Source organism: Nocardioides marmoriginsengisoli, assembly GCF_003725695.1.
Taxonomy (GTDB): domain Bacteria; phylum Actinomycetota; class Actinomycetes; order Propionibacteriales; family Nocardioidaceae; genus Marmoricola; species Marmoricola marmoriginsengisoli.
Genome location: NZ_RJSE01000007.1, coordinates 1624882 through 1642805 on the forward strand (window position 1 = coordinate 1624882; position 17924 = coordinate 1642805).

The following is a 17924-nucleotide window of genomic DNA, read 5'->3' on the forward strand; positions in this document are numbered from 1 at the left end:
GATGAGAGTCGTGGTCACCGGTGCCGGTCCCGACTCGATCGGGCTCGCCACCGCACGGGCGCTGCGCGACCTGGGCCACGAGGTCCTGGTCAGCACCCGGTCGACGCCGGTGGACGGCTTCGCCTGGCACCCGCTCGACCTGGCCGACCGCGCGTCGGTGGCCGCGTTCGCAGACTGGGTCGGGTCGGGGCCGCTGGACGCGCTGGTCAACAACGCCGGCATCCACCTCGACCTGCGGGCGACGTGGAAGGAGCCGAAGCTGCTCGACGGCCACGAGATCCACTGGCGGACCAACTACCTCGGCACGATGCAGCTCACCGAGGCGCTGCTCCCCGCGGTGCTCAGCGCCGGCGCGGTGACCGGTGACGCCCGGATCGTGCACGTCGTCTCCTACCTGCACACCCGCGGACGCAACGAGTTCCTCTTCGACGGCGTCGCGCCGTACAGCTCCTGGAAGGCGTACGGGACCACCAAGCTCGCGCTGATGCACGATGCCGCCCGACTCAGCGGCGAGTACGCCGACCGCGGCCTGCGGGCGGTCTCGGTGCACCCCGGCAAGGTGCTGACCAAGATCGCCGACGGCGGCCTGGCGAACACGCCGGTGCTGGCGAAGCTGCGGTCCTTCGCGCGGCCGGTGGAGAAGCTGCTGCTGCTCACGCCGGAGCAGGGCGCCGAGACGACCGTGCACACCTTGACCACCGCGGACCTGGTCCCCGGCGGCTACTACGCCAAGAGCGCGCTCGCCGAGCCGTCGGCGGACGCGCGGGACGCCTCGGTCCGCGACCGTCTGCGCGCCGAGACCACCGCCTGGCTGGAGGGCTGAGATGACCGCGACCATCGCCACCGGACCGGTCACCCAGATCGCCTGGGTGACCGACGACATCGCCGCCACCGAGGCGTTCCTCTCCACCGCCTTCGGCGCCGGCACCTGGACCCGGATGAACGACATCCGCTTCGCGCCGGAGGACTGCACCCTGCGCGGCGAGCCGGCCGACTTCGTCATCCACGTCTCGATCGTCTACGTCGGCGACCTCCAGCTGGAGGTGATCCAGCCGGTCAGCGGCACCTCCATCTACTCCGAGTTCCTGGCGGAGAAGGGCCCGGGACTGCACCACCTCTGCTTCGACGTCGAGGACATGGAGGCGGCGCTGGCGGCTGCGGCGGAGCTCGGGCACCCGGTGCACCAGGCCGGCAGCATGATGGCCGGCGGGATGGACTTCGCCTACATCGACGGCACCGCGCACGGGGTCCCGTACGTCGAGATCGCCCGGATCGGTCCCGAGATGAAGGCGATCTTCGAGGCGATCAAAGCGCAGTCGTGACGCGCGGCTGAGCGCGCCTCCCCGATAGTCGGGTTCCCGATTGGTACAAATGAGGGGACTTGTGCGCACTCGGGCGCACGAAGGTCGTCGGACACGGACCGGAACGGGAGCAGAGCGATGGCGCTGAAGAAGGTGGTACCCCTTCTCCTGGTGGTGTTCATCGGCTACTACATGTTCACCGACCCGAGCGGGCTGGCCGAGGTGGCGAAGGACGGTGCGGCCTCCCTGTGGGACGGCCTGACCCGGCTCTTCTCGGCCACCATCGACTTCCTCGACGCGATCCTGTCCTGAGGGGCGCCGTCATGGCCGTGCTGCCGCGGTTCCTCACCGACCCCGACATCGGTCGGCACCTGCTCCGCGACGAGGGGGAGGTGATCGTCGACGAGGTCCGCAAGCACCGGATCGTGTACGTCGTCCCGGCGCTGATCGCCTGCGCCGGCGTGGCCTTCCTGGTGGTCTCGGCGGTCGCGTCGGTCCAGCTCGCCTGGTTGCCGATGCTGCTCGGGTTCGGCCTGCTGGTCTGGGCCGCGTGGCGGGCGCTGGCGGCGAACCTGGACCGGTTCGTGATCACCAACATGCGGGTCTTCCGGGTCAACGGGGTGCTCTCCCGCTCGCTGGCCACGATGCCGCTGGGCAGGATCCTGGACATCACCGTGGTGAAGCCGATGACCGGCCGGGTGCTGGGCTACGGCCACTTCACCTTCGAGTCCGCGGCCCAGGACCAGGGCCTGCGGGAGATCCGGTTCGTGGGTGCCCCCGACCAGCGCGACCTGGCCATCCAGCGCGTGGTGCAGCGCTCCGGCCTGCGCGGGCCCAAGGTGAACTGACGTGCTCGACTTCGATCCGATCGACGAGGCGGCCCGGCAGTGGGGGCTGCGCTGGACGGGCGTGCCGGAGATGCACGCGGTCACCTCGCTGATGCGGGTGCACCAGCTGGTGCTCTCCCGGCTCGACGCGCTGCTGCGGCCGCACGACCTGACCTTCGCCCGCTACGAGGCGCTGGTGCTGCTCTCGTTCACCTCGGCCGGCTCGTTGCCGCTCGGGAAGATGGGGGAGCGGCTCCAGGTGCACCCGACCTCGGTCACCCCGATCGTGGACCGGCTGGAGTCCGCGGGCCTGGTCCGCCGGCGCCCGCACCCGGTGGACCGGCGCGCGGTGCTGGCGGAGATCACCCCCGCCGGCCGCGAGCTGGTCGAGGTCGCCACGGCGGACCTGCTGGCCGCCGGCTTCGGGGTGGCGGCGCTGGAGGAGCCGGACCTGCGCCAGGTCTCCGAGCTGCTCCGCCCGGTCCGGGAGGCGGCGGGCGACTTCTAGGGCGGTTCTCCCGGGGCTTCCCAAATTTAGTTGGGTGTCCTACTATCTTGCTATGGAACACTCTGGAGAGAACTCCGCCCGCTCCCGGTGGCAAGAACGGTACGCCGCTTCGCGCCTCCGCGATGCCGACTTCACGACTCTCTCCGGGATGGAGGTCGAGCCGGCGTACGGGACCGAGGACTCCGAGTGGCCTGGCGAGTTCCCGTTCACCCGCGGCCTCTACGCGGCCGGGCAGCGCGCCCGGACCTGGACGATCCGGCAGTTCGCCGGCTTCGGCAACGCCCAGCAGACCAACGAGCGCTACAAGATGATCCTCGGCCGCGGCGGCGGCGGCCTCTCGGTCGCGTTCGACATGCCGACCCTGATGGGCCGCGACTCCGACGACCCGCGCTCGCTCGGCGAGGTCGGCCACTGCGGGGTGGCGATCGACTCGGCCGCCGACATGGAGGTGCTCTTCGACGGCATCGACCTCGGCGCCACCACCACGTCGATGACGATCAGCGGGCCCGCCGTACCGATCTTCTGCATGATGCTGGTCGCGGCCGAGCGGGCCGGGGTCGAGACCGGTGAGCTCAACGGCACCCTGCAGACCGACATCTTCAAGGAGTACATCGCCCAGAAGGAGTGGATCTTCGGGCCCGAGCCGCACCTGCGCCTGATCGGCGACCTGATGGAGTACTGCGCGGAGAACATCCCGGCGTACAAGCCGCTCTCGGTCTCCGGCTACCACATCCGCGAGGCCGGCTCGACGGCCGCGCAGGAGCTCGCCTTCACCCTGGCCGACGGGTTCGGGTACGTCGAGCTCGGCCTGGAGCGCGGCCTGGACGTCGACGTCTTCGGCCCCGGCCTGAGCTTCTTCTTCGACAGCCACCTGGACTTCTTCGAGGAGATCGCGAAGTTCCGCGCCGCCCGCCGGATCTGGGCGACCTGGATGCGCGACGTCTACGGCGCGAAGACCGAGAAGGCGCAGTGGATGCGGTTCCACACCCAGACCGCGGGCGTCTCGCTGACCGCCCAGCAGCCGTACAACAACGTCGTCCGGACCGCGGTCGAGGCCCTCGCCGGCGTCCTCGGCGGCACCAACTCGCTGCACACCAACGCCCTCGACGAGACCCTTGCCCTGCCGAGCGAGCAGGCGGCCGAGATCGCGCTGCGCACCCAGCAGGTGATCATGGAGGAGACCGGCGTCATCAACGTCGCCGACCCGCTCGGCGGCTCCTGGTACGTCGAGGCGCTGACCGACCAGATCGAGGCCGAGGCGAACGCGATCTTCGAGAAGATCCTGTCCCTCGGCGGCTCCTCGCTGAAGGCGACCGACCACGCCGGCCTCGCCGCAGCTACCGCGAACGGCGAGAAGCCGATCACCCAGGGCCTGCTCCGCGGGATCGAGGACGGCTGGTTCATGTCCGAGATCGCGGAGGCGGCCTTCGTCTACCAGAAGGCGCTGGAGAAGGGTGACAAGAAGGTCGTCGGGGTCAACGTGCACCTGGACTCGGTCACCCACGACCTGGAGATCCTCCGGGTCTCGCACGAGGTCGAGATCGAGCAGGTCCGCGAGCTCCGGGCCCGCAAAGCCGACCGGGACGCGGCGGTGATCGGCGCGGCCCTCGAGCGGATGCTGGTGGTGGCCCGCGAGGGCGGCAACATGATCCCGGCGATGCTCGACGCCTGCCGCGCCGAGGCGACGCTCAGCGAGATCTGCGACGCGCTCCGGGTGGAGTGGGGCGAGTACCGGGAGCCGGCCCGCTTCTAGACCTTCTGCTCCTGACTGGGCACGGCCGGTGCGCCGGCGAGCACGGCCAGCCGGGGGAGCCGGAACACGAAGGTGCTGCCGGTCCCGCGCGGGGCGCCCACGACGTGGATCGTGCCGCCGTGCCGGTCCACGATCCGCCGGCAGATCGCCAGGCCGAGGCCGGTCCCGTGGAAGCCGTCCCCGTGCGCACGGTGGAAGGTCTCGAAGACCTCCTCGCGCTGGTGCTCCGGGATGCCGATCCCGTTGTCCACCACGCGGAGCTCCAGCCAGTCGCCGATCACCTCGCCGGACACCTCGACGACCGGGCGGACGCCGGGGCCGACGTACTTGAGGGCGTTGCCGATCAGGTTGTCCAGCAGCTGCCGCACCAGGCCGGCGTCGGCCCAGACCCGGAGCCCGTCGGCGACCGCGATCAGCGGTGCGGACGGGCCGTCGGAACGCATCGCGGCGAGGGCGCGGACGGTCGCGGTGACGTCGACGGGGCCGTAGCGGAGCGACTGGTCGCGGGCGATCGTGTAGGACATCAGGTCGGCGATGAAGTCCCGCATGTGGGTGGCCGCGCGATCGATCCGAGTCACCATCACCTCGCCGACGACGGGGGAGACCGGGCCCCGGGAGAACTCGTCGGCCAGCGCCTCGGTCCAGCCGCCCAGCACCGAGAGCGGGTTGAAGAGGTCGTGGGCGACCACCCCGGCGAACGAGGCCAGGGTGTCGCGGTGCTGGCGCTCCAGGGTGACGTCGCGGAGGTTGACCATCGCGCGGCGCGGGACCGCCGGGTCGTCGGAGAGCAGCGGCTGACCGCTGATCTCCAGCACCCGTCCCTCCGGGATCGAGGCGGCCCGGACGTGGACGTCGAACGGTGCGACGGTCTCCCCGGCGAGCGCTCGCGCGTTGGCCATCTCCTCGTCCTTCAGCGGGAGGCCGTTGCTGTGGAAGAGGCCGTACTCGGAGGCGCCGCGGACGTGGTCCGGGACCTCGTCGAGCAGGCCGGCCAGCTCCCGGCTGGCGGAGTTGTGCAGGAGTAGGCGACCGCCGTCCTCGACGACGACCACCCCCTCCTGCATCGACTCGAGCACGGCGTCGAGGAGCTGGGCCCGTTCGTCGGCGGCCCGTCGGGCAGCAGCCAGCTCGACGTTGGCGGCATCCCGCTCGGCCCGGCTGAAGGCGAGGGCGAGGCCGGTCAGGACCGTCATCGCGACGAAGGCCTGCGCCACCAGGGCTCGGTAGTGGATCGAGCCCACGGCGGCGAACGGCCCGTCACCGGCGAGGGTGAACGCGATCCCGCAGATGCCCATCACGACGCCGTGGACGGTCACCACGACCGGTCCGAAGCGCAGCCCGGCCCAGACCGACATCACCAGGAGCAGGAACGACAGCGGCCGCCCGGTGGGGTCGCTGAAGATCAGGAACGAGAGCACCACCGTCAGCGCGAGCAGCGCGACCGCCTCCAGCAGGCGTCGCCGGGAGGACGGACGGAGGGCCTCCCGCACGGACCGCGCCGCGGCCGCCGGGCCGCCTGCCCGGGCCAGCGGCCGTCCGGCCAGGATGCTGAGGACCGTGATCACGATCAGCGCCACCGTGTTGCGCCCCCACCAGACCGCCAGGGTGAGGGGGTCGAGGGTGACCCCGAGCAGGGCCGCGGAGCCGACGAACGCCGTGGTCAGCCCGGCCACGCCGGAGAGGCCGGCGGCCAGGGTGAGCCGGCCCAGGTCCACCAGCCGGTGCAGCTGCTCGGTGCCGCCGAGGCCCCAGAGGTGCGGGGTCCAGAGCCGGGTGAGCGCCACGAAGACCAGGACCTGGGTCAGGTTGGTGGCGAGGAAGATCCCGGCCCGGGGCAGCGTGGCGCCGGTCGTCGTCGTGACGACCACGATCGAGATCGACAGGGCCAGCAGGTCCGCGGGCCAGGTCCGCCGGTTGCCGCTGGCGATCCACAGTCCCGCGATGCCGATAGCCGGCCAGATCAGGCTGATCCCCTGGCCGCCGATCACGGTCGCCCGGCCGAGGTAGCCGGCGAGGACGAAGAGCGTCGTCCCGACGGCAAGGCGGAGCGCCCGACCTCCCCACGTCGGTTCCCTCGTGCCTGCCCCCGCACTGGTCACGAAGGTCCGATCGGCACCGCCCGCGCCGACCTGAGTGAGATCCGCAACCGGCATCGGACACAATGGAGCCATGACGCAGCAGCCCTTCTCCCGTCCCGGTGCCGTCGACCTCGCCGGGCTCCAGGCGCCGCCCGCCGGCGGTGCCACCGGTGCCCCCGGGGTCAGCGGTGCCTACACCGTCGTCGTCGACGAGGCGAACTTCCAGACCGTCCTGGAGAGCTCGATGTCCGCGGCGGTCCTGCTCGCCTTCTTCTCGAGCTCCCGGTCCCCGGAGAGCATGCAGCTCGCCGACGACCTCCAGCTGCTCTCCAACGAGTTCGAGGGCCGGTTCCTGCTGGGCCGGGTCGACATCGACGCCAACCCGCAGATCGCGAAGGCGATGCAGATCCCGTCGGTACCGCTCGTGGTGCTGGTCGCGCAGGGACGGCCGATGCCGCTGCTCCAGAACGCGGCCCCGATCGAGGAGCTGCGGTCCGCGATCACCCAGGTGCTCCAGCAGCTCACCACCAGCGGCTTCGCCGGGCGGCACCAGCCCCGGGCCGCCGAGGTCGACGCCGAGACCGGCGAGGAGATCGTCGACCCGCGCTACCTGCCGGCCCAGGACGCGCTCGAGCGCGGCGACATCGCCGGCGCGGTCGCGGAGTACCAGAAGCTGGTGGACGCCAACCGGGGAGACGCCGAGGCCGCCGCCGGGCTGGCAATGGCGCTACTGCTCCAGCGCACCGAGGGTGTCGACCTGAACGAGGCGCGTGCCGCTGCCGCGGCTGCCCCGGACGACGTCGCGGCGCAGACGATGGTGGCCGACCTGGACCTGCTCGGCGGGCACGTCGAGGACGCCTTCGTGCGCCTGGTCAACCTGGTCGGCCGTACCTCCGACGCCGATCGCGACGCCGCCCGGACCCACCTGATCGGGCTCTTCGGCGCCGTCGGCAACGACGACCCGCGGGTGCAGAAGGCTCGGCGGGACCTGACGTCCGCCCTGTTCTGACGGGGCGGTTGTTACGCGGGTCTCACGCCGTCATCGCGGCACTGTGATCCAGATCGCGCAATTCACGCCGCTCGGCAGGCCCTTGCGAGAAACGGTTTACCTGCGGGACATCGCTGACGTGATCGCCGCGAAACATCACGCTGACACCTTCTGGTCAGGATCCATCCACGGGTCCGTGACCGTGAAGGAGTGCGGATGTCCGCCACCGAGACCCCCACGCAGCAGTCCGTCGGCACCAGCACGTTCGCACCACCGCCGCGCAACGGCTGGATCGACCACTGGGAGCCCGAGGACCCGGAGTTCTGGGAATCGGTCGGCAAGCCGGTCGCCCGCCGCAACCTGATCTTCTCGATCCTCGCCGAGCACCTCGGCTTCTCGGTCTGGCTGCTCTGGAGCGTCAGCGCGGCGCTGCTCACCAAGGCCGGCTTCGGGTTCACCCCGCAGCAGCTCTTCTGGTTGGTGGCCGTGCCCAACCTGGTCGGCTCGCTGCTCCGGCTGCCGTACACCTTCGCGGTGCCGAAGTTCGGCGGCCGGAACTGGACCGTGATCAGCGCGCTGCTGCTGGTGATCCCGACGCTGCTCTTCGCGTTCTTCGTGCAGCGCCCGGACACCCCGTTCTGGGTCTTCGTGGTGATCGCCGCGACCGCGGGCTTCGGCGGCGGCAACTTCGCCTCCTCGATGGCGAGCATCAACTTCTTCTTCCCCGCCGACAAGAAGGGCGCGGCGCTCGGGCTGAACGCCGCCGGTGGCAACGCCGGTGTCGCGGTGATCCAGTTCTTCCTGCCGATCATCGTCGGCGGGGCCGGCGCCTTCGGCCTGGTCAAGGCCAGCCAGAGCGGCATCGTCCTGGAGCGGGCCGGTTACCTGTACGCCGTGCTCGCGGTGCTGGCCGCCGTCTGCGCCTACGCCTTCATGAACAACCTGCGGGCCGCCTACTCCCGTCCCCGGGAGCAGCTCGCCGTGGTCCGCTACCGGCACACCTGGGTGATGGCGTTCCTCTACATCGGCACCTTCGGCTCGTTCATCGGCTACTCGGCCGCGATGCCGCTGCTGATCAAGATCAACTTCTTCCGCTCGCCGATCCCGTCGGCCTCGATCGGCATCAACTTCGTCTACTACGCCTTCCTGGGTGCGCTGGTCGGCTCCATCGCCCGGCCGTTCGGCGGCTGGCTGGCCGACAAGTACGGCGGTGCCCGAGTCACCCTCGGTGCCTTCGTCGCGATGATCCTCGGCACCCTGACGGTGTACTTCACGCTGACCCGCCTGGACACGGTCCCGGTGCCGTCGCCGGAGAAGCTCGCCGCCTGGACCAAGGACCCGGCCAGCTTCCCCGGGTTCTCCCCGGAGGTCGTCGCCGCGGTGAACCACAACTCCGACATCTTCCCGTTCTTCCTGCTGGCCTTCCTCTTCGTCTTCGCGGCCACCGGGATCGGCAACGGGTCGGCGTACCGGATGATCCCGGCGATCTGGAAGACCTACGCCGCCTCCGCCGGCCCCGAGGGCAGCCAGCCGCGCGCCGACGCCGAGGCGAAGTCCACCAAGGAGGCCTCCGCGGTGCTCGGCATCGTCGGCGCGGTGGGGGCGATCGGCGGGTTCCTGATCCCGATCACCTTCAGCTCGCCGTGGGTGGCCGACCCGGTGCAGGCGACCAAGAGCGCGTTCGTCGTCTTCACGGTCTTCTACGTGATCTGCCTCGCGGTGACCTGGGCCTACTACCTGCGTCCGGGCTCCGCGATGGCGAAGGCGCGGGTATGACGCCAGCCGGGACCGACACGCACTGTCCGTACTGCGCGCTGCAGTGCGCGATGACGCTGACTCCCTCGGAGGAGGGAGTCGGCGTCGCCGCACGCTCCTTCCCGACCAACAAGGGCGGTCTCTGCCAGAAGGGCTGGACCAGCGCCGAGGTGCTCACCCTGACCGACCGGATCACCACGCCGTTGCTGCGCGGCACCTCCGGGGAGCTGGAGCCGGTCTCCTGGGCGCAGGCGGTCGCCTTCGTTGCCGACCGGGTCCGGACGCTGCAGGCGGAGCACGGGCGGGACGCGATCGGCGTCTTCGGCGGCGGCGGGCTGACCAACGAGAAGGCCTACCAGCTGGGCAAGTTCACCCGCACGGTGCTGCGCAGCAGGCACATCGACTACAACGGCCGGTTCTGCATGTCCTCGGCCGCGGCCGCCGGCAACCGCGCCTTCGGGATCGACCGCGGCCTGCCGTTCCCGCTCGCCGATCTCAGCGAGGCCGAGGCGGTGCTGCTGCTCGGCAGCAACGTCGCCGACACGATGCCGCCGCTGGTCCAGCACCTGGCCGGCGTCCGCGAGCGCGGGGGACTGCTGGTCGTCGACCCGCGCCGTTCGGCGACGGCGGCACTGGCGGAGGACGGTGCCGGGATCCACCTGCAGCCGCTGCCCGGGACCGACCAGGCGCTGCTGCTGGGACTGCTGCACCTGGTGGTCGCCGAGGGGCTGGCCGACGAGGAGTACCTGGCCGCCCGGGTCACCGGCTGGGACGACGTACGGCGCTCGGTCGCGCTCTGGTGGCCGACCCGGGTGGCGTCAATCACCGGCGTACCGGAAGAGGTGCTCCGGCGTACCGTGCAGGTGCTGGCCGCCGCGTCGCCGACGCGGGGCGGCGGGGGCGCGATGGTGCTCACCGGTCGCGGCGCCGAGCAGCACACCGACGGCACCGACACGGTGACCGCGGCGATCAACCTGGCGCTCGCGCTCGGCCTTCCGGGCAGTCGGGCCAGCGGCTACGGCTGCCTGACCGGTCAGGGCAACGGCCAGGGCGGACGCGAGCACGGCCAGAAGGCCGATCAGCTGCCGGGCTACCGCTCGATCGAGGACCCGGCCGCGCGGGCGCACGTCGCGCGCGTCTGGGGTGTCGAGGAGGCGACCATCCCCGGCAAGGGCGTGCCGGCGGTCCAGCTGCTCGACAAGCTCGGGGGCGAGGTGCGGGCGCTCTTCGTGCACGGCGCCAACCTCCTGGTCAGCGCTCCCGACGCCACCGCGGTCCGCCGTCGGGTGGAGTCCCTGGACCTGCTCGTGGTCTGCGACTTCGTGCCCAGCGAGACCGCGCTGCTCGCCGACGTCGTGCTGCCGGTCACCCAGTGGGCCGAGGAGGAGGGCACGATGACCTCGCTGGAGGGCCGGATCCTGCGCCGGCGGAAGGCGATCGACCCGCCGGGCAAGGCCCGCAGCGAGCTCGAGATCCTGGCCGACCTGGCCGGGCTGCTCGGCTCCGAGGTGCACTTCGACACCGAGCCGGCGCTGGTCTTCGACGAGCTGGCCCGGGCCAGTGCCGGCGGGGTGGCCGACTACTCGGGGCTGTCGCACGCGCGACTCGACGCCGAGACCGGGCCCCTGCACTGGCCGGTGCCGGCCGGCTCCGGAGGGACGCCGCGGCTCTTCCGCGACCGGTTCGGCCACGCCGACGGACGGGCCCGGATGGTTCCGGTCAGCCCGGGCGGTCCCGCGGACGACCTGCGACCGGACGCCCCGCTGTACCTGGTCACCGGACGGGTGCTGGCGCAGTACCAGTCGGGGGCCCAGACCCGCCGGGTCGCCGCGCTCGACCGGTCCGCACCGGGGCCGTTCGTCGAGCTGCACCCGAACCTGGCGGCGCGCTACGGGATCGACGACGGCGACGACGTCCGGGTCACCTCGGCCCGGGGCGCCGCGGTGGCGCGGGCCCGGATCACCACCGCGATCCGTCCGGACACCGTCTTCATGCCGTTCCACTGGTCCGGCGCCGGGATGGCGAACGCGGTCACCAACGACGCGACCGACCCGGTCTCCGGGATGCCCGAGTTCAAGGTCTGCGCGGTCGAGATCGCCCGCGCCGCGCAGCCGTCCGAGATTCTGGAGGAGGTGCTCGCATGAGCCCGCAGAAGATCGTCGTGGTCGGTGCCGGCATGGTCGGTCACCGGTTCGTGGACGAGCTGGTCCGCGCGGACCGGACCGGCCGCTACGCCGTCGAGCTGATCGGTGCGGAGAGCTACGAGCCGTACAACCGGATCCTGCTCTCCGAGGTCGTCGCCGGCCGCGCCGACCTCAAGGCGCTCAGCCTGCCGCTGCCGGACTCCGAGCGGGTGACGTTCCGACGCGGATGCGCCGCCGTGGGGCTCGACCTCGCCGAGCGCCGGGTGCTGCTCGACGACGGCTCGGCGTCCTCCTTCGACCGGCTGGTGCTGGCCACCGGCGCGACGGCCTTCGTGCCGCCGATCGAGGGCCTGGAGAGCGGACCTCGGCACGTGCACGTGCTGCGCACCCTGGACGACTGCCGCAACATCGCCGCCCGGGCGATGAACGCCAAGCACGCCGTCGTGCTCGGCGGCGGGGTCCTCGGCCTCGAAGCCGCCTGCGGCCTGCGCCGGCGCGGGGTGCCGGTGACCGTGATCGACCTGGACGAGCACCTGATGGCGACCCAGCTCGACGGCCCGCCGGCCCGGATGCTGGCCGGGCGGTTGCGCGACCTCGGCATCGACGTGATCACCCGGAGCAGCATCAGCGAGGTGATCAGCGCGTACGACGAGATCGTCGCGGTCCGGCTCGCCGACGGCAGGCTGCTGGCCGCGGACCTGATGCTGGTCTCGTGCGGCGTGCGCGCCGAGGCCGGGCTGGCGGCGGCCGCGGGACTGGCCGTCGAACGCGGCATCGTGGTCGACGCCGACCTCACCACGGCCGACCCGCAGGTGCACGCGATCGGGGACTGCGCGCAGGCTCCTGCCGGGATGACCGGGCTGCTGGCGCCCGGGTGGGCGCAGGCGGAACGGCTCGTCGAGCTGCTCGTCCGCGGAGTCGGGGCCGACGTCGACCTGCCGACCGCGAGCGCGGAGCCGGTGCGGCTCAAGGCGGCCGGCGTGGACCTGGTCACGATGGGCGTCCGGCCCTCCGCGGCCCGCGACGACGACCGGCTGGTCACGCTCACCGACAGCGGCGGCCGCCGGCACGTCGACCTCGTCATCCGGGAGGACGCCCTGGTCGGCGTGACCTGCCTCGGCGCCCCGGAGATCTCGGCAGCGCTGAGCGTCGCCTACGACCGCCGGACCCCGCTGCCGCTGGACCCGCTGACGATGCTGGTCCCGGAGGCCCGGACCGAGGAGTCCACCTCGCCGGTCCGGATGCCCGGCTCCACCACGGTCTGCCGGTGCAGCAGCGTCACCAAGAAGGAGATCGTCACCGCCTGGGAGCAGGGCGCCCGCAGTGCCGACGCGGTCGCCGCGACGACCCGGGCCAGCACCGGGTGCGGAGGCTGCCGGGACGTCGTGTGCGGCCTCGTGGACTGGCTGAACGCCAGCGACCCGGGAGTCGATCCCGGCGCCGATCCCGACGCGGGCCCGCCGAGCCGTAGCACGCCCGTAACACAGCGAAACACGACCGTTGAATCCACTACCTAAGGTGCCTGACATGACCAGTACTCACCCCTCACTGGCTGGTTCGTCCGACGGTTCGGACGCGCCGAAGCGGCTCGTCGTCGTCGGCGGCGGGATGGTGGCGCACCGTCTCGTCGAGGCGTTGCGCGACCGGGACGCGGACGGCGTCTGGTCGGTCGACCTGTACTGCGAGGAGGCGCACCCGCCGTACGACCGGGTGGCGCTGACGTCGTACTTCGCCGGGCAGTCGCCGACCGACCTGGTCCTGGGCGACCAGGACCTCGGCGCGGACCCCCTGGTCACCGTGCACCTGGGCAGCGCCGTGACCGCGATCGACCCTGTCTCGCGCACGGTCCGGGTCACCGAGGGCGAGCAGCCGTACGACGCCCTGGTGCTGGCGACGGGATCGTCGGCGTTCGTGCCGCCGGTGACCGGGGCCGACCTGCCCGGGTCCTTCGTCTACCGCACGATCGAGGACGTCCAGCAGCTCGAGGGCTGGGTCCACGGGCTGGGCGACGGCGTCCGCGGCGTCGTGGTCGGCGGCGGTCTGCTCGGCCTCGAGGCGGCCGGTGCCCTGCACGGGCTCGGCGTGGCCACGACCGTCGTGGAGTTCGCGGACCGGCTGATGCCGCTGCAGGTCGACGAGGGCGGCGGCGCCGCACTGCGGCGGATCGTCGAGGGGATGGGCGTCGAGGTGCTCACCTCGACCGCCAGCGCCGCGCTGCACCCGGGCGCCGACGGCCGGGTCTCGGCGATGGAGTTCGGCGACGGCACCAAGGTCGACGCGGAGGTCGTCGTCTTCGCCACCGGGGTCCGTCCGCGCGACGAGCTGGCCCGGGCGGCCGACCTGGTGATCGGCGAGCGCGGCGGGGTGGTGGTGGACGACGGGTGCGTCGTCTCGACAGGCTCGACGTCCGGGGGCTCGACGTCCGGGGGACAGATCTACGCGATCGGCGAGGTCGCCTGCATCCAGGGCCGCACCTGGGGCCTGGTCGGGCCCGGCTACACGATGGCCGAGGTCGTCGTCGACCGGCTGCTCGGTGGCGAGGCGACCTTCCCCGGCGCCGACACCAGCACCAAGCTCAAGCTGCTCGGGGTCGACGTCGCCTCCTTCGGCGACGCGTTCGCGGAGGCCCCGGGGAGCCTGGAGGTCACCTACGCGGACCCGGTCGCCGGCGTCTACAAGAAGCTGGTGATGTCCGACGACGCCAAGACCCTGCTCGGTGGCGTCCTGGTCGGCGACGCCAGTGCCTACGCCTCGCTGCGGCCGATGCTCGGCGCCGAGCTCGGCTCGGACCCGAACGCCTGGTTGCTGCCGGAGGGCTCCGGTGCGCCGGTCACCGGCGACCTGCCCGACGCCGCGAACGTCTGCTCGTGCAACAACGTCACCGCCGGGACCATCCGGGCGTCGGTCTGCGAGGGCGGCTGCACCGACCTGGGCGCGGTGAAGGCGTGCACCAAGGCCGGCACCAGCTGCGGGTCCTGCCTGCCCCTGGTCAAGCGCCTGATGACCACCGAGCTCGAGAAGTCCGGCATCGAGGTCAGCAACGCGCTCTGCGAGCACTTCGCGTTCAGCCGGGCCCAGCTCTTCGACATCATCTCGGTGACGGGGCTGCGCAGCTTCAGCGAGATCATCGGCCAGCACGGGACCGGACGCGGGTGCGACATCTGCCGCCCGGTGGTCGCGTCGATCCTCTCCTCGCTGGGCACCGGTCACGTGCTGGACAAGGACCTGGCCCGGCTCCAGGACACCAACGACCACGTGATGGCGAACCTGCAGAAGGACGGCACCTACTCCGTCGTCCCGCGGGTGCCGGCCGGCGAGATCACCCCCGAGGGGCTGATCGCGATCGGGCAGGTCGCCGCCGACTACGGCCTCTACACCAAGATCACCGGCGGCCAGCGGATCGACCTCTTCGGTGCCCGCCTGGAGCAGCTGCCGGCGATCTGGAAGCGGCTGGTCGAGGCCGGGTTCGAGTCCGGGCACGCGTACGGCAAGTCGCTGCGCACCGTGAAGTCCTGCGTCGGCTCCACCTGGTGCCGGTACGGCGTCCAGGACTCGGTGGGGCTCGCCGTCGACCTGGAGCTGCGCTACCGCGGGCTCCGGTCGCCGCACAAGCTCAAGCTCGGCGTCTCCGGATGTGCTCGCGAGTGCGCCGAGGCGCGCGGGAAGGACGTCGGCGTGATCGCCACCGACAACGGCTGGAACCTGTACGTCGGCGGCAACGGCGGGTTCACCCCGCGGCACGCGCAGCTGTTCGCCGAGGACCTGGACACCGAGGAGCTGGTCCGGACGATCGACCGGTTCCTGATGTACTACGTCCGCACCGCCGACCGGCTGCAGCGGACGGCTCCTTGGGTCGAGGCGCACGAGGGCGGGATCGAGGCGATCCGGGAGGTCGTGATGGAGGACTCGCTCGGGATCTGCGCGGACCTGGACGCGGCGATGGCGGCGCACGTCGACAGCTACGCCGACGAGTGGGCTGCGACGCTGGCCGACCCGGAGAAGCTCTCCCAGTTCGTCTCGTTCCTCAACGCGCCGGAGGCGGGGGATCCGGATCTGACCTACGTGACCGAGCGCGGGCAACGGCGCCCGGCGACCGCGGACGAACGCGGGACCCTGATCGCCGGCGCGACGCTGGAGGTGCGTTCATGAGTGCGTGGGTGTCGGTCTGCACCAAGGGCCAGCTGATCTCGGAGCGCGGCGTCGCGGTCCTGGTGCACGACCAGCAGGTCGCGCTGTTCCGGGTGACCGGCGCCGACGGCTCCGACTTCGTCTACGCGGTCGGGCACCGTGATCCGTTCGCGGACGCCAACGTGATCGCCCGGGGCATCGTCGGGTCGGTCGGGTCGGGCTCCGAGCAGCGCGACACCGTAGCCTCGCCGATGTACAAGCACGTGTTCGACCTCGCCACCGGTGAGTGCCTCACCGACCCGTCCGAGCGGATCCCGGTGTACCGCACCTGGATCGCCGGCGGCGTGGTCTACGTCCATCCCGTCCCGCTCGCCCCGTCCCTGGTCGCCTAGGACAGGAAGAACCTTGACCGAACTCACCCCGGTCCTCGCCGGAACCCGCATCCTCGTGACGGCCCAGCGCCGTTCCGACGAGCTGGCGGCCGCCCTGACCAGGCGCGGCGCCGACGTCACGGTCGCGCCGGCCCTCGGCGTGGTGCCGAGCATCGACGAGGAGACCTTGCTGCGCCGGGCTCGCGAGATCATCGCCGACCCGGCCGACACCTTCGTCGTGACGACCGGGATCGGCTTCCGCGGGCTGATGGACGCCTGCGAGACGGCCGGGCTCTACGAGGCACTGCTGGCAAACCTGGAGAGCACCCGGCTGGTCGCGCGCGGCCCGAAGGCCCGGGGTGCGCTGCAGGCCGTCGGTCTGAAGGCGGACTGGGTGGCTGAGTCCGAGACGTCCGCGGAGATCGTCGAGTTCCTGCTCGCCGAGGGGGTCCAGGGGCAGCGGATCGCGGTCCAGCACCACGGTGCCGGCGACCCGCACCTGGAGGCGATGCTGGTCGGCGGCGGTGCCGAGATCGTGCCGCTGGAGGTCTACCGCTGGGGACCGCCGGCCGATCCGGCGGCGGTCACCGACACCGCGCTCGCGGTCGCGGCCGGCGGGTTCGACGCGGTGATGTTCACCTCGGCCCCCGCCGCGATCGCCTGGCTGGCCGAGCTCGCCGAGCAGGGCATCACCGAGATCGTCGGTGACCTGGTGCGGTCCCAGAGGTTGCTGCTCGCGGCCGTCGGCCCGGTGACCGCGGAGCCGCTGGTCAACGCCGGGTTGCTGCCGGTGCACCCGGACCGGTCCCGGATGGGTGCGCTGGTCCGGCTGGTGATCCTGACCCTCGGTGACGAGGCGCACAGCGTGCCGACCCCCGCCGGGGTGCTGCACGTGCGGGCGGCCGCGGCGACGCTCGACCACGAGGTGCTGGCGCTCTCGCCCAACGGGTTGGCGATCCTGCGCCGGCTGGCGCTGCACCCGGGTGAGGTGGTCAGCCGCGACCGGCTCCTCGAGGTGCTGCCGGGAGAATCCTCGGACCCGCACACCGCCGAGGTGGCGGTGGCGCGGCTGCGCGAGTCGCTCTCCCCGCACCCGCTGGTGCGGACGGTGATCAAGCGCGGGTACGTGCTGCAGACGGTGTAGTCAGAGCGATCCCGCGTCGGCGAGCGCGGCGACGATCGCCCGCACGGCGGGGGAGCGGTCCTGGGTGCGGCGCCAGATCGCGAGGGTCTCGCGGGTGGGGACCGGGTCGGTGACCCGGATCGCTCGGGTGTTCACCGGGAGCGGGGCGCGGCCGAGGCGCGGGATCAGGGCGATCCCGAGTCCGGCGGAGACCAGCTCCAGGTGCGAGGCGAACTCCATCGCGACGTGCTCGATCCGCGGCAGCGCCCCGGTGCCGGCGTACATCCGGTGCAACCACTGGCGGCAGATAGTGCCCTCGGGGGTGGCGATCCAGCGCTCCTCGGCGAGGTCGGTCGGCGTGAGCCTGCGCCTGTCGGCCAGCGGGTGGTCCTGGTGCAGGATCACCTCGGCCTCGTCGTGGTGGACGGTACGACGGTCCAGGTGCCCGGGTATCTCCAGCACCACGTCCCCCCAGCGGTGCACCAGCGCGACGTCGGCCTGCCCGGTGGCGACCTGGTCGACGGCGTCCCACGGCTCGAGCTCGCTGAGCCGGAGCCGCAGTCCCGGGTGCTCGCGCATCAGGGCGGCGGCGACCGGTCCGATCAGGCCGCGCATCGCAGTGGAGAACCCGGCCAGACCGATCTCGCCCACGACCTCGCCGGCGTGGGCGTGCAGGTCCGTCTCCAGGCGCTCGAGGTCGGCGGCGATCCGGGAGCCTTGCTCGACCAGCAGGCGTCCGGGGCCGGTGAGGATCACGCCCCGGCCGACCCGCTCGAGCAGCTCGACCCCGGACTGCCGCTCCAGGCGCTTGATCTGCTGCGAGACGGCGGAGGGGGTGAAGCCGAGCTCGTCCGCGGCGGCGACCACCGACCCGAACTGGTCGACGGCTTCCAGGGAGCGCAGCGCGGTCAGATCTATCATGTAGTCAGATTACATGGATTCATGCAG

The 17924-nt window shown here is 72.0% G+C and carries 15 protein-coding genes; 13 read left to right on the top strand and 2 right to left on the bottom strand.

Annotation, left to right across the window (positions count from 1 at the left end; translation table 11 throughout):
- Position 1: 1 nt before the first annotated feature.
- From EFK50_RS16320 to icmA, 6 genes are all read left to right on the top strand, one after another.
- A complete protein-coding gene (locus tag EFK50_RS16320) occupies positions 2-823 on the top strand; it encodes an SDR family NAD(P)-dependent oxidoreductase (RefSeq protein WP_123228547.1) in 822 nt (273 codons plus the stop codon).
- Between the two features lies 1 nt (position 824).
- Positions 825-1322, top strand: a complete 498-nt coding sequence (locus tag EFK50_RS16325; protein ID WP_123228548.1) for a VOC family protein — start codon at positions 825-827, stop codon at positions 1320-1322.
- A gap of 117 nt (positions 1323-1439) precedes the next feature.
- Positions 1440-1613 (top strand): hypothetical protein, encoded by a 174-nt coding sequence (locus EFK50_RS22265; protein WP_183407865.1) that lies wholly within the window; start codon positions 1440-1442, stop codon positions 1611-1613.
- A gap of 11 nt (positions 1614-1624) precedes the next feature.
- Positions 1625-2149: a PH domain-containing protein gene (locus EFK50_RS16330; RefSeq protein ID WP_123228549.1), complete on the top strand. Its 525-nt coding sequence runs from the start codon at positions 1625-1627 to the stop codon at positions 2147-2149.
- A 1-nt stretch (position 2150) separates the two neighbouring features.
- Positions 2151-2636 (top strand): MarR family winged helix-turn-helix transcriptional regulator, encoded by a 486-nt coding sequence (locus tag EFK50_RS16335; protein WP_246004180.1) that lies wholly within the window; start codon positions 2151-2153, stop codon positions 2634-2636.
- Between the two features lie 52 nt (positions 2637-2688).
- Positions 2689-4389, top strand: coding sequence for a coenzyme B12-dependent isobutyryl-CoA mutase large subunit (gene icmA / locus EFK50_RS16340; protein WP_123228550.1), 1701 nt, complete (start codon positions 2689-2691; stop codon positions 4387-4389).
- Here icmA and EFK50_RS16345 read toward each other — a convergent pair.
- Positions 4386-6542: an ATP-binding protein gene (locus EFK50_RS16345; RefSeq protein ID WP_183407866.1), complete on the bottom strand. Its 2157-nt coding sequence runs from the start codon at positions 6540-6542 to the stop codon at positions 4386-4388. The genes icmA and EFK50_RS16345 overlap by 4 nt on opposite strands.
- Before the next feature lie 16 nt (positions 6543-6558).
- Between EFK50_RS16345 and EFK50_RS16350 the strand changes: the two genes are divergently transcribed.
- The 7 genes from EFK50_RS16350 (at position 6559) to EFK50_RS16380 (ending at position 16997) form a co-directional block, all read left to right on the top strand.
- The gene (locus tag EFK50_RS16350; protein ID WP_123228552.1) at positions 6559-7476 is read left to right on the top strand and encodes a co-chaperone YbbN; all 918 of its coding nucleotides are present in this window, start codon (positions 6559-6561) and stop codon (positions 7474-7476) included.
- 195 nt (positions 7477-7671) lie between these two features.
- Complete coding sequence (locus EFK50_RS16355) at positions 7672-9231, top strand: MFS transporter (protein WP_123228553.1); 1560 nt, start codon at positions 7672-7674, stop codon at positions 9229-9231.
- Positions 9228-11354, top strand: a complete 2127-nt coding sequence (locus EFK50_RS16360) for a molybdopterin oxidoreductase family protein (protein WP_123228554.1) — start codon at positions 9228-9230, stop codon at positions 11352-11354. Before EFK50_RS16355 ends, EFK50_RS16360 begins: the two co-directional genes overlap by 4 nt.
- On the top strand, positions 11351-12871 hold the full coding sequence (locus tag EFK50_RS16365; RefSeq protein ID WP_123228555.1) for an FAD-dependent oxidoreductase: 1521 nt from the start codon (positions 11351-11353) through the stop codon (positions 12869-12871). The genes EFK50_RS16360 and EFK50_RS16365 overlap by 4 nt, the downstream gene beginning before the upstream one ends.
- A 10-nt stretch (positions 12872-12881) precedes the next feature.
- A complete protein-coding gene (gene nirB / locus EFK50_RS16370) occupies positions 12882-15503 on the top strand; it encodes a nitrite reductase large subunit NirB (RefSeq protein WP_123228556.1) in 2622 nt (873 codons plus the stop codon).
- The gene (nirD, locus tag EFK50_RS16375) at positions 15500-15874 is read left to right on the top strand and encodes a nitrite reductase small subunit NirD (protein ID WP_123228557.1); all 375 of its coding nucleotides are present in this window, start codon (positions 15500-15502) and stop codon (positions 15872-15874) included. The genes nirB and nirD overlap by 4 nt, the downstream gene beginning before the upstream one ends.
- Before the next feature lie 13 nt (positions 15875-15887).
- Entirely contained in the window at positions 15888-16997 is a 1110-nt protein-coding gene (locus EFK50_RS16380; protein ID WP_123228558.1) for a uroporphyrinogen-III synthase, read from the top strand.
- Here EFK50_RS16380 and EFK50_RS16385 read toward each other — a convergent pair whose 3' ends face one another.
- Positions 16998-17897, bottom strand: a complete 900-nt coding sequence (locus EFK50_RS16385; protein WP_123228559.1) for a LysR family transcriptional regulator — start codon at positions 17895-17897, stop codon at positions 16998-17000.
- Positions 17898-17924 lie beyond the last annotated feature (27 nt).